At 46.6% G+C, this 12,734-nt stretch carries 10 protein-coding genes and 1 pseudogene; 9 read left to right on the forward strand and 2 right to left on the reverse strand.

Annotation, left to right across the window (positions count from 1 at the left end):
- Window positions 1-21 precede the first annotated feature (21 nt).
- From trpCF to PG915_RS10575, 4 genes are all read left to right on the forward strand, one after another.
- Window positions 22-1,386: a bifunctional indole-3-glycerol-phosphate synthase TrpC/phosphoribosylanthranilate isomerase TrpF gene (gene trpCF, locus PG915_RS10560; RefSeq protein ID WP_353496494.1), complete on the forward strand. Its 1,365-nt coding sequence runs from the start codon at window positions 22-24 to the stop codon at window positions 1,384-1,386.
- A 105-nt stretch (window positions 1,387-1,491) separates the two neighbouring features.
- On the forward strand, window positions 1,492-2,682 hold the full coding sequence (trpB, locus tag PG915_RS10565) for a tryptophan synthase subunit beta (protein WP_353496495.1): 1,191 nt from the start codon (window positions 1,492-1,494) through the stop codon (window positions 2,680-2,682).
- Window positions 2,682-3,500, forward strand: coding sequence for a tryptophan synthase subunit alpha (gene trpA / locus PG915_RS10570; RefSeq protein ID WP_353496496.1), 819 nt, complete (start codon window positions 2,682-2,684; stop codon window positions 3,498-3,500). The genes trpB and trpA overlap by 1 nt, the downstream gene beginning before the upstream one ends.
- Before the next feature lie 338 nt (window positions 3,501-3,838).
- Window positions 3,839-5,077, forward strand: coding sequence for a dicarboxylate/amino acid:cation symporter (locus PG915_RS10575; RefSeq protein WP_353496497.1), 1,239 nt, complete (start codon window positions 3,839-3,841; stop codon window positions 5,075-5,077).
- A gap of 91 nt (window positions 5,078-5,168) precedes the next feature.
- On the opposite strand, the pseudogene PG915_RS10580 reads toward PG915_RS10575, so the two are convergent.
- Window positions 5,169-7,005, reverse strand: a pseudogene (locus tag PG915_RS10580) (M4 family metallopeptidase).
- Window positions 7,006-7,318: 313 nt separating this feature from the next.
- Between PG915_RS10580 and PG915_RS10585 the strand changes: the two are divergent.
- The 4 genes from PG915_RS10585 to PG915_RS10600 all read left to right on the forward strand — a co-directional run bounded on the left by PG915_RS10585 (window position 7,319) and on the right by PG915_RS10600 (window position 9,196).
- Complete coding sequence (locus tag PG915_RS10585; RefSeq protein WP_353496498.1) at window positions 7,319-7,903, forward strand: septation protein A; 585 nt, start codon at window positions 7,319-7,321, stop codon at window positions 7,901-7,903.
- 86 nt (window positions 7,904-7,989) lie between these two features.
- Window positions 7,990-8,391, forward strand: coding sequence for an acyl-CoA thioester hydrolase YciA (gene yciA, locus PG915_RS10590; RefSeq protein WP_112461011.1), 402 nt, complete (start codon window positions 7,990-7,992; stop codon window positions 8,389-8,391).
- An 83-nt stretch (window positions 8,392-8,474) separates the two neighbouring features.
- Window positions 8,475-8,771, forward strand: coding sequence for a YciI family protein (locus tag PG915_RS10595; protein WP_112461010.1), 297 nt, complete (start codon window positions 8,475-8,477; stop codon window positions 8,769-8,771).
- A gap of 17 nt (window positions 8,772-8,788) precedes the next feature.
- Entirely contained in the window at window positions 8,789-9,196 is a 408-nt protein-coding gene (locus PG915_RS10600) for a GspS/AspS pilotin family protein (protein WP_353496499.1), read from the forward strand.
- Between the two features lie 82 nt (window positions 9,197-9,278).
- Here the strand turns inward: PG915_RS10600 and metE are convergent, their stop codons facing one another.
- On the reverse strand, window positions 9,279-11,558 hold the full coding sequence (metE, locus tag PG915_RS10605) for a 5-methyltetrahydropteroyltriglutamate--homocysteine S-methyltransferase (protein ID WP_353496500.1): 2,280 nt from the start codon (window positions 11,556-11,558) through the stop codon (window positions 9,279-9,281).
- Between the two features lie 199 nt (window positions 11,559-11,757).
- On the opposite strand from metE, the gene metR reads away from it, so the two are divergent.
- Window positions 11,758-12,669 (forward strand): HTH-type transcriptional regulator MetR, encoded by a 912-nt coding sequence (metR, locus tag PG915_RS10610; RefSeq protein WP_353496501.1) that lies wholly within the window; start codon window positions 11,758-11,760, stop codon window positions 12,667-12,669.
- Window positions 12,670-12,734 lie beyond the last annotated feature (65 nt).

The following is a 12,734-nucleotide window of genomic DNA, read 5'->3' on the forward strand; positions in this document are numbered from 1 at the left end:
GCGAATCAACAGGAAAAGATAATGGAAACAGTATTAGCAAAAATCGTCGATGATAAGAAGATTTGGGTTGAGAAGCGTAAGCAAACTCAGCCACTAGAGAGCTTTAAAGCGGATCTTGTTCCATCAGACCGCAGCTTCTATGGCGCGCTGTCGACAGGCAAAACGGCGTTTATTTTAGAGTGCAAAAAGGCGTCTCCATCGAAAGGTTTGATCCGTGATGACTTTGACCTCGACTACATCGCCTCGGTCTACAACAACCACGCTAGTGCAATTTCTGTACTGACTGATGAAAAGTACTTCCAAGGCAACTTCGACTTCCTTACACAGGTACGCCGCCAAGTTAAGCAGCCAGTACTGTGTAAAGATTTCATGATAGATACCTATCAAGTGTATTTAGCTCGTCATTACAACGCAGATGCTATCTTGCTCATGCTGTCAGTGCTGAATGATGACGAATACCGTGAGCTAGCAGAAATCGCGGAGTCTCTTGAACTAGGCATTTTGACCGAAGTGAGCAACGAAGAAGAGCTAGAGCGCGCAATTGCGCTTGGTGCAAAGGTAGTAGGTATCAACAACCGCAACCTTCGTGACCTTTCGGTTAACCTAGATCGCACCAAAGAATTGGCACCGAAACTGCCGGAAGGCACCATCATCATTTCGGAGTCTGGTATCTACAACCACCAACAGGTTCGTGACCTTTGCCACTATGCGAATGGCTTCCTCATTGGTAGCTCGCTAATGGCTGAAGACAACCTTGAACTTGCAGTACGTAAAGTGCTGTTAGGTGAAAACAAAGTATGTGGTCTCACTCATGCCGATGATGCTGCAAAAGCTTATCAAGCTGGTGCGGTAAAAGGCGGCCTGATCTTTGTTGAAAAATCCCCTCGTTACGTTGATGTTGAGTCAGCTCGCATGGTAATGAGTGGTGCGCCTCTTGAGTTTGTCGGCGTCTTCCAAAACCACAATGTCGAGTTTGTTGCCAACACGGCTAACCAACTAAAACTATCAGCGGTTCAACTTCACGGTGACGAAGACCAAGCTTATGTGGATACGTTAACCCCTCTTCTAAGCGATGACGTAAAAATCTGGAAAGCACACGGCGTGACCGATGCCATCCCTGATTTAACGGCCATGAAAGTAGACCGCCACCTGTTAGACGCCAAAGTCGGCGAGCAATCAGGCGGTACGGGTCAACGCTTTGACTGGCAACTGTTGAACGATACCAACGATGTGATGTTGGCCGGCGGTCTATCTCCAGACAATGTTAAGCAAGCCAGTACACTTGGCTGCATCGGACTAGACTTAAACTCAGGAGTTGAGTCAGCACCGGGCAAGAAAGACGCAAAAAAACTGAATCAAGCGTTTGCGCTAATTAGAGATTATTAACTTAGAGAATAGTAACTCTCTGCAAACAACTAAGAATTATTAAAACTTGCTCGAGAACAAAGACAACGCGAGTACTCGAGCAAGTTGACTATTGAGGAATTAACCATGTCTAAATTAGATGCCTACTTTGGCGAATACGGTGGACAATTCGTACCACAGATCTTGGTGCCAGCACTGGATCAACTAGAGCAAGCTTTTATCGACGCTCAAGAAGACCCAGAGTTTCAATCTGAGTTCATGGAGCTACTGCAAGAATACGCAGGCCGTCCAACGGCGCTAACACTGACTCGCAACCTAACAAAAGGTACTAAAACCAAACTGTACCTAAAGCGTGAAGATCTCCTTCACGGTGGCGCGCACAAAACTAACCAAGTACTTGGTCAAGCACTGCTTGCTAAGCGCATGGGCAAAAAAGAAATCATCGCAGAAACAGGCGCAGGTCAGCACGGCGTAGCAACCGCACTCGCGTGTGCTCTACTTGACCTCAAATGTCGAGTTTACATGGGTGCGAAAGACGTTGAGCGTCAGAGTCCGAACGTGTTCCGTATGCGTCTAATGGGTGCAGAAGTGATTCCTGTTCACTCAGGCTCTTCAACACTGAAAGATGCATGTAACGAAGCGCTACGTGACTGGTCAGCAAGCTATGAAGACGCGCACTATCTACTAGGTACTGCGGCAGGTCCCCACCCATTCCCAACCATCGTGCGTGAGTTCCAACGCATGATTGGTGAAGAGACCAAAAACCAAGTATTGGCCCGTGAAGGCAAACTGCCAGACGCCGTGATTGCTTGTGTTGGTGGAGGCTCTAACGCTATCGGCATGTTCGCAGACTTTATCGAAGAAGAATCAGTACGCCTGATTGGTGTTGAGCCAGCAGGTCTAGGCATCGATACTGACCAGCATGGTGCACCACTAAAGCATGGTACTACAGGTATCTTCTTCGGAATGAAAGCACCACTGATGCAAGATCCAAATGGCCAAATTGAAGAGTCGTACTCAGTATCTGCAGGTTTAGACTTCCCATCGGTGGGTCCTCAACACGCCCACCTAAATGCGACAGGTCGTGCTGAATATGGTGCGATTACCGATGATGAAGCATTGGATGCATTCCAGGAGCTAGCGAAGCATGAGGGTATTATACCTGCGCTAGAATCTTCTCACGCCCTAGCTTACGCACTTAAGATGGCTCGTGAGAACCCAGAAAAAGAACAACTACTTGTCGTCAACCTATCAGGTCGCGGTGACAAAGATATCTTTACTGTACACGATATTTTGAAAGACAAAGGAGTAATGTAATGAGCCTGAATCAAGATCGTTATAAAGAGATGTTCACTCGTCTAGGCGAGAAGAACCAAGGCGCATTCGTACCTTTCGTTACTATGGGCGATCCTAGCCCAGAATTGTCACTGCAAATTATGGAAACCTTGATTGAGTCTGGTGCCGACGCATTAGAGCTAGGTATGCCATTCTCAGATCCGCAGGCAGACGGCCCAACGATCCAAGGCGCAAACATCCGTGCATTGGACGCGAAAACAACGCCAACTATCTGCTTCGATATGCTAGCTAAGGTTCGTGAAAAGCACCCAGAGACGCCAATCGGCTTGCTAATGTATGCCAACCTAGTTTATTCCAAAGGTGTTGATACGTTTTACAAGCAGTGTGCAGATGTAGGCGTGGATTCAGTGCTTATCGCTGACGTTCCGACTAACGAGAGCAAAGAGTTTGTCGAAGCAGCACATAAGCACGGCGTACACCCAATCTTCATCGCTCCGCCAACGGCAAGCGAAGAAACGATCGAGCAAGTAGCGAAACTTGGTGGCGGTTATACTTATCTGCTTTCTCGCTCCGGTGTTACAGGCACTGAGACTAAAGCGAACATGCCGATGAACACTCAGCTAGACAAACTCAATAAATACGATGCTCCACCATCACTGCTTGGATTTGGCATTTCTGAGCCAGAGCAAGTGAAACAGGCATTGGATGCGGGTGCAGCAGGTGCAATTTCTGGCTCTGCTGTGGTAAAAATCATCGAGAAAAATCTTGATGCGCCAGAAACCATGCTTAGCGAACTGTCTCAGTTTGTTAAATCTATGAAGGCCGCTACTCAGCGTTAATCAGCTAAATCCTCCCCTGATAGGTTGCACTTCCAGTGCAACCTTTTTACATTTCGTTCTACCCACCTCCGTCAAAGTCATTGCCCAATATAGAATTCAACCGCTAATCATTCTCAAAACCAATAGCAAACGTTTGCTTTCGGGTATTCGTTCACCATTTATTCGGTTTTTTCACGCTTTTTCTCATGATTTCGGTTTCTGCTGTTGCGCAAAGTGCTAAATAAGTGTAAAAATTGCCATCGACGATTAGTCTAATATTTACCGTTCAAATAGAAGACTACACTAGGATTTGACAAATAATCAGCACAGGAGTTAAGGAAGTGTTAAAAGAAAAGTTGATGCTAAATAACATTGGCGTCCAAGTCGTGATTGCAATGATCCTCGGTACCTTTATCGGTGCCATGATGGGTGAATCTGCTTCTATGTTTGCTCCACTGGGTACTATCTTCATTAATCTAATCAAGATGTTAGTGATCCCACTGGTTGCAGTTGCTTTGATCTCAGGTGCAGCCGGTCTTGGCAACAGCAGCAATGCAGGTAAAGTTGGCGTAACAACGCTTGCTTACTTCGGTCTAACGTCAGCACTTGCAGTCGCACTTGCTCTGATCATGGGCGAAGTATTCCAACCAGGTGTGAACATCGATACAGCGGGTATCGAAGGCATGTTCTCAGCTGAGTACGCTTCAAAAGGTGAACTACCCACTTTCTGGGCTACCGTCACTGGTATGATCCCAACCAACGTTTTCCAGTCGCTAAATGAAGCAAACATCCTTCAGATCCTAGTGTTCTGCCTGTTCTTCGGCATCGGTCTATCTAAGCTAGAATCTACTCGCCGCGACCCACTACTTAACGGTGTAAACGCGATCGTTGACGTCATGGTTTGGATGATCAACAAGGTAATGGTCATCGCACCAATCGGTGTATTTGGTCTTATGGCAGAAGCGGTAGGTACGTTCGGCTTTGGCGCACTAATGGTCGTGTTCAAGCTGTTCGTGGTTTACATCGCCGCGATCCTAATCTTCGGTTTCGTTGCTTACCCACTGATGATACAACTGTTCACTAAGACATCTGCGAAGAAGTTCATCAGCGCAATGAAAAAGCCACAGGCAGTTGCCCTATCAACGGCTTCTTCTATGGCAACGCTTCCTGTTACAATGGACACCGTTGAAAAAGAGCTTGGCGTTAAGAACTCAACTGCATCGTTTGTTCTGCCGCTAGGTGCGACAATCAACATGTCTGGTAACGCTATCTACTACGGCCTAGTGGCAATCTTCTTTGCGCAGCTGTTCAACATTGACCTTTCAATGGGCGCTTACATTGCGATCATCGTGACATCAACATTGGGCGCAGTTGGCCAAGCTGGTGTCCCTGGTCCATCATTCCTTGTTGTAGCCGTTCTACTAGCTGCGGGTATTCCAATCGAAGGTCTACCACTTCTGTTTGCTCTTGACCGTATCTTCGACATGATTCGTACTGCGCTAAACATCACAGGTGATGCTGCGTGTGCGGTTATCGTTGATGCATTGGTTGAAGAAGAAGCTGAGCAAGAAGCACAGCTTGAGAAACAGCAAGCCTAGTATTAACACTCAATACCAAAACGGGTTGTCACCTTTAGGGACAACCCGTTTTTTATTATGTCCTGTGTAAAAACTTACCTAGTACCCGCTGCTAGTTGAGCGACAACGTCACGTTTGAGTAAGCACGGTAACCTCGCAGCATCACATGATAAGTGGTATTTGCTACCGCACTTACCGAGCAAGACTCTACGTTGCCGTCACGGTATGGTCGACAATCAAAATCGGAAGTCGTCGGTTTCGCGCCTTTCTTCACATACAGATCCGCATCACCAGTACCACCCGTGATCGCTACCGTCACCATTTTGTCCGTATCGACACTAAAAGTGTAATAGTCCGTGCTGTTGTAGCTGCCACTTAGCTCAGTAACCGGCTGACCCATTACCAGTTCATTACCAGGAGTCGGCGTCGTAGTGCCACAACTCGCATCCACCCCAACCTCCGCAAACGCATTCACGACATCACTGCGTTTAAATGACAGATCGTCCGCGGCCTTCGCTACACCACAGCCACCTTGGTCAAAAGTACTATTCGCTCCCCAGTACATTTGGTTTGCTAGTGTAAACACCTGAAAACCTGACTTAATGTCCCAATTGTACTTAGTGCTTAGCAAGTAGAACGCACGATTGAACACACCGCTTGAGTAATGCACATTCAACCCGTCGTAATACTGCGAGGCATTATCGATACTCTTGCCATCTTTAGATGGCTGATCAAAGTAGCGCAATCCACCATTTCCTTTAAAGATATCCGCGCCCACCAGCCAATCGACGCTGCCACGCATGTAGTATTCTGCAGCTTCACCGGCGATATCTGAATAAGCTTCGTTCATACCGCCAGACATGTTTTTGTATACCAATCCTGAGTTTTGCTCAGTAAAACTATGGCTCACCTCGTGAGCACTCACGTTAATATCAACCAAAGGGTAAAAGGTGTTTTGCCCGTCACCGAAAGTCATGGATGACCCGTTCCAAAAGGCATTTTCATAGTTGTTACCATAGTGGACACGCATGGTTAACTGAAACGTGAGTGGTGCGGTCTGCATCCAATCTTTGAACATATCAAACACTACATTACCGAAATATTGCGCATCATTAATCGGTGAATAAGCACCGTTCACGGTTTTGTAGTCGTTATAGTTGGTTGAATCGTTGCAGGTATAGCTAAACGCTGAAGACCCTGACGTACTGCCATTAAGGTTGACTGTCTTAACATTGCTGTTCGACATGGTGCAGGTATTCCCCGACTTACTCATCAAAATAGAAGGAAAGTCCTGACCAAAATAGTACGCACCCGTTTTCTCATTGCCGCCTGGCCCTGTCGCCATCGCATGGTTTATTCCATCCCAAGACTCAAGAATGTCACCAGATTCTGCATCCACAAACATAAACGGCCTTTCTGGTTCATCGCCAGCGACAAAAAAGTCCACTAGGTAAACCATGCGTGCCACTTGGTCTTCACCAACGCGAACCATCAACTTCGATTTTCGGTTCTCGGTTCTCGACCTCTGGTTTCGTATCAACAAATGACGGGTGAAGACTAAAGTGATGACGCTCTGCAAGTTGCAGCGCTTCATCGCTGGATATATTCGGTTTCACAACAGGTAGATCACTTGCTAAACCTTGCGCCATCACCCCATAAACCTCAGAAATCCCCTGCTCTCCTTTGGTTGAGGTGATCGTCGCATCATAGACAGGTAGCCCTTGATATAGCTGCTGATATTTTACCTTAGTCTTCCCATTAAGCAGCGTTACTCGCTTTACTTCGGTATAAGCATCTACTTGAGGAGCGATACTAAACTGCGCTTCGATAAGCGCTTGTGCCTTGGTTGCATCTGTCATCTCGACAAACTCTGCGGCGTTGACGGATAGCGCCATAACAGCGGTAGAGGTTCCAATGAGCCACCTAGCTTGACGTGTTACATGATTCATTCTGTATTCCTTGAATGTTATTGATATTGTTAGTACTTATAATTCAATCAGTTACTACAGGTTCGATTGAAAGTAAAAACATATGCAACAATTTCGCAACACTCAAGAATAGAGCAAAAACTCAGCTTTAACATTCTGTAAACATTTTCAGGCGCCAATTTATCAATAGCTGCTGCTTTATGGTGCAATTGACGTGCTAGTCAGTACGAGAACTGAAAACTGTGTTCTTGTTTCCAAGAGATAACAGCCGTTTGCTCTTAGGCGGCTTTTGGTTACACTAGCGACTCAATTTATAAAAAGGTCTTTCTGAGCCATGAAGCAGTTGCTCGATTTCATCCCTCTGATTATTTTCTTCGTTCTGTACAAAATGCAGGATATCTACGTCGCTACCGGAGCGCTTATCATCGCCACCGCAGTGCAAGTTGCAGTAACATATTGGCTATACAAAACTGTCGAGAAGATGCAGTTGATTACCTTTGCGATGGTCGCTGTTTTTGGTGGTATGACCTTGTTCTTCCATAATGACAACTTCATTAAGTGGAAAGTAACCATTGTTTACGCGCTGTTTGCGATAGCGCTTGCCGTGACACACGCAATGGGACGTGGCTTGATTAAAGGCATGCTGGGCAAAGAGATCACACTACCTGAGCGAGTTTGGGCTAAAGTTAACTTCGCATGGGTGGGTTTTTTCTCGTTCTGCGCGGGCCTTAATATTTACGTAGCCTACGCCCTGCCCCTTGATGTTTGGGTCAACTTCAAGGTGTTTGGATTGTTGGCTGCAACCCTGCTCTTTACTGTGTTTACTGGCATTTACATCTACAAACACATGCCTAAAGACGCATCGAACGAAGAGCAAGATAAAGCCTCTAAAAATGAGAACCAAGATCATACACCTTGATCACCGGTGGATCTTTTGTATACTCCGCGAACGATTAAGAATCAGCGACCTACGGGTCGCTGTGCTGTTTCTGGAAGACAATAAACATGACAAATACAACATCGAACACTCCTAAAGGCCAGTTAATCATTCGCACGCTGGCAATGCCTGAAAACACCAACGCCAATGGCGATATTTTCGGTGGTTGGATCATGTCTCAACTCGACTTGGCGGGCGGTATTCTTGCCAAAGAGATTTCTCACGGTCGAATTGTTACTGTGTCTGTATCGAGTATTACGTTTAAGCACCCAGTTAAGGTCGGTGACGTTGTTTGCTGCTACGGTGAGTGCACCAAAATTGGTAATACTTCTATGTCCATTAACTTGGATGTATGGGTGAAACCTGTCAGCGTCGAAGGTGTTGGTGAACGTTATCAAGTCTGTGACGCAACCTTTAACTACGTAGCAATTGATGCAAATGGGCGCCCACGTCCAATTAATCCAAATTAAGCAACGGCCAACGATGACTTTTCAGTGAAAAAATGACATCTTATAGAACAATTAAGTTACTGAACTATTTGAAGGATACAAATATGTGGTACGTTATTTTTTCTCAAGATGTCGAGAACTCGCTAGAAAAGCGTCTGAGTGTACGCCCACAGCACCTAGAAAGACTTCAAGCACTTAGAGACGAAGGTCGTCTATTGACCGCAGGTCCGATGCCTGCCATTGATAGTGATAATCCAGGTGAAGCTGGGTTTACAGGATCCACAGTCATTGCAGAGTTTGACTCACTAGACGCTGCACAAGCATGGGCAGATGCCGATCCATACATTGAAGCCGGCGTTTATGAGAACGTAATCGTCAAACCATTCAAGAAAGTATTCTAAAAGCGATAAATAGCACAATGAAAAAAACATTAAGTTGGCTAGCAATCGCTGCGCTTACCGCGCTGGCTGGTTGTTCAAGCAATGGCGACGATGAACGCCGTAAACTCGAGCTGTTAGCGCAAAGCCGAGCGAGCGTTATTTCCTCCGGATTACCGATTGAGCAAGGCCCGCTCTCAATTATGAAAGCATCGGCAAGCAAAGGCATTGTTGAAATCATGATGATTTATAACACCGATGCCAAAGGTGCACTGCCGTTAGATCAAGTTCTACGTAATAGCATGAACTACTACTGCACCGATCGCGAAGTCAAAGCCAATCTAGAACTTGGACTTGGCTATCGCATTATGATCCGTAACGCTCGCGGTCAGTTGATGATCGACCAAATTGTCAATCAGCAGTATTGTGAAAAGCCGCTACCGCAGTAGCCAAACGGCTATAATCCGTTATCAATCAAACAAAGAGGCTTGCATCTGCAAGCCTCTTTTCTTTTCTGCAATCTAAACCCAATTACAATAAACGCTCCCTCAGATTCTTCGCCGCTTGTACTAAATTCGTTAGCGAGGCTTCTGCCTCTTCCCAGTTACGCGTTTTTAGACCGCAATCTGGGTTAACCCATAATCTCTCTACAGGAATACGCTTCGCTGCTTTTTCAATTAACTGTTCAATCCACTCAACGCTGGGAATGTTTGGAGAGTGAATATCGTAAACGCCAGGGCCTATTTCATTCGGATAGTTAAACTCTTCAAACGCGTTCAATAGCTCCATGTTTGAGCGAGACGTCTCAATCGTAATCACATCAGCATCCAAATCCGCCACCGACTCAATGATCTCGTTGAACTCGCTGTAACACATGTGAGTATGAATCTGTGTTTCAGGCTTTGCACTGGCGGCTGAAACCTTGAACGCCTTAACCGCCCAGTTTAAGTATTCTTTATGGTCGCGTTTTTTCAGCGGCAGGCCTTCACGAATCGCAGGCTCATCAATTTGAATGATATTGATGCTTGCTTGCTGCAGCGCATCGACTTCATCTTGCAACGCAAACGCCAATTGGTTGGCAATCGTCTCACGAGAGACATCTTCACGCGGGAAGGTCCAGCACAAAATGGTCACAGGTCCAGTTAGCATGCCCTTCATTGGTTTATCAGTCAGTGATTGCGCATAGGTAGACCAATCCACAGTAATTGACTTATCACGCTCAATATCAGCGACGACAATTGCCGGTTTAACGCAGCGCGAACCATAGCTTTGTACCCAGCCAAATTCTGTGGTTTGGAAGCCCGATAAGTTCTCGGCAAAGTACTCCACCATATCATTACGCTCAGCTTCCCCGTGCACTAGCACGTCCAGACCCGTCGCCTCTTGGCGCTTCACGGTATCTTTGATGAATCCTTTCATGAGTGATTCATACTCCGCGATGGTGATATCACCACGCTTGAAAGCGGCGCGGCTTTTACGCACTTCGGCAGTCTGAGGAAACGAGCCAATCGTCGTCGTTGGGAGCTTAGGTAACTTAAGTACTTCTTGTTGATGATGGGCACGCTCAGCATACGGAGCGCTGCGGTCGCCATGGGTAGAAGCTAGCGTCGCGACACGGCTTTGAACTTGGGGTTTATTCACCCACGTTGAACGAGCACGATCTAAGATAGGTTGACCATACTGGGCGCAGTGCTCTATTGCTTGTTTATCACCATCAAGTGCTTTGGCAAGCCAAGAGACCTCGGATACTTTTTGCTTGGCAAACGAGAACCAGTTTTCGGTACCTTGCGGCAACTTAGTTTCCAACTCAACATTCACAGGGCTGTGGAGCAAAGAACATGAAGACCCCACCCAAAGGCGCTCACCCAAGGTTGCTTTTACTGGCTTTAATGTCTGCAAAGCGCTGTGCAGATTGGCACGCCAAACATTACGACCATTGATGATACCCGCTGACAGCACCCAATCACTTGGCAGACGATTAACCACTTCATCCAATTGGTTTGGCGCGGCAACGGCATCAACATGTAAACCGTCAACCTCAAGCTCAACAATCGCGTCAAGTGAGTCCACAACGGAGTCAAAGTAGGTCGCAAGCAGCACTTTCACATCACTGCGGATCACCTGATAGGCGAGCTTAAAGCTGTCCAACCACGGCTTTTCAAGCTCCAGCGCTAAGATAGGTTCATCCACTTGTACCCATTCAATGCCGAGTTTTTCAAATTTAGCGAAAATAGCCTGATAAGCAGTCAGTACTCGTGGTAGTAGTGACAGGCGATCAAAGCCCTGTTCTACTTCTTTACCCAGGTAAAGGTAACTCAACGGACCAAGCAGTACCGGCTTCACTTTATGACCTTGCTGCTGCGCTTCATTAATTTCATCGAACAGCTGAGTCCAACTCACTTTAAACTGATCTTCTGAGGAAAACTCTGGAACAATGTAGTGGTAATTGGTGTTAAACCACTTAGTCATATCCGAAGCGGCTTCCCCAGCACAGCCACAATCCGTTTGAGACTGACCTCGGCCAATACGAAATAGCGTGTCTAGATCGGGGAAACCGTTATTGTGTCGCTTTGGCACGTGACCTAAAAGAAGACTGGTACCAAGTACATGGTCGTACCATGCAAAGTCACCGACGGTTACGTAGTCGAGGCCGTCTTGTTTTTGGCGTTCCCAGTTTTGTTTACGGATTTTAGCAGCGACCAGCTTCAAGCCTTGCTGGTCAAGTTCGCCACGCCAATACTGTTCTAAAGCAAATTTCAGTTCACGCTTTTCACCGATACGCGGGTAACCAAGAATATGAGTCGCTGTCATGATGTTGTCCTTTTTATTCATTAGCAGTCTGGATGGCTAAAGCATCACCCAGCAAAGCAATATGAACAATCGCAATTCATTCACAAAGAATATGAATCTTTCTCATGCAATAAGAAAACATCATTTAGACGTCTAGACGTTTACTTATACCCTAAAGCACGGTAAGTTAATGGAAAGGGATTAAGGATGAGGGATTTTCATGATAGAGCTTAAACACTTAAAAACACTGGCATCACTGCGCGATACCGGCTCACTAACCGCTACCGCAACCTCGCTGCACCTAACGCAATCAGCACTCTCTCATCAACTGAAAGATCTCGAGGCTCGTATTGGCTCGCCACTATTCATTCGCAAAACTCGACCAGTGAAATTCACCTCTGAAGGCGAGATCCTGCTTAATCTCGCTAACGACGTTCTACCACGCATCGCCCAAGCCGAAGGTGACTTAGCCGGACTTAAAGAAGACGTTAACGGTCGCCTCCATATGGCTATCGACTGCCATTCTTGCTTCCAATGGTTAATGCCAGCCCTGAAAGAGTATCAACTTGCTTGGCCACATGTTGAGTTGGATTTCTCCTCAGGCTTTGGCTTTGAACCCATCCCCGCTCTCGTAGGCGGAGAGCTGGATTTGGTGATCACGTCAGACATCCAACCACGCTCAGAAATCCACTACGAACCCCTATTCGACTTCGAAATGCGCCTTGTTACCTCAATCTCTCATCCTTTGGCAGGAAAAGATCATATCGAGCCAAGCGATCTAGCGGACCAAACCCTTTTGACTTATCCGGTGCAAAAGCAGCGCCTAGATGTCGTTAAACACTTCCTCACGCCAGCAGGCGTAGAGCCAAACAAGTGGAAACAAGCGGACAACACTCTAATGTTGGTACAAATGGTCTCTGCTGGTCTTGGTGTAGCCGCTCTACCAAACTGGGCAGTCAGTGAGTTTTCCCGTCAAGGCTTGATCACCAGCAAGCCATTAGGTGAAGGACTATGGCGCAGACTGTTTGCAGCTGTTCGCAATGGGGAAAAGGATAAACATTATCTGCAAGCATTTTTTGGTACCGCAAGAGCGCAGTGCAAGCAGCATTTGGATGGGATCAAAGTGGCTTGATGGTGGGCGTTGGTTCTAGATCAGGCGACACGCAGTGAGCCAGTTTGCTCCTCCTCTTAATAAGG

Source organism: Vibrio sp. CB1-14 (genome assembly GCF_040412085.2).
GTDB lineage: Bacteria > Pseudomonadota > Gammaproteobacteria > Enterobacterales > Vibrionaceae > Vibrio > Vibrio chaetopteri.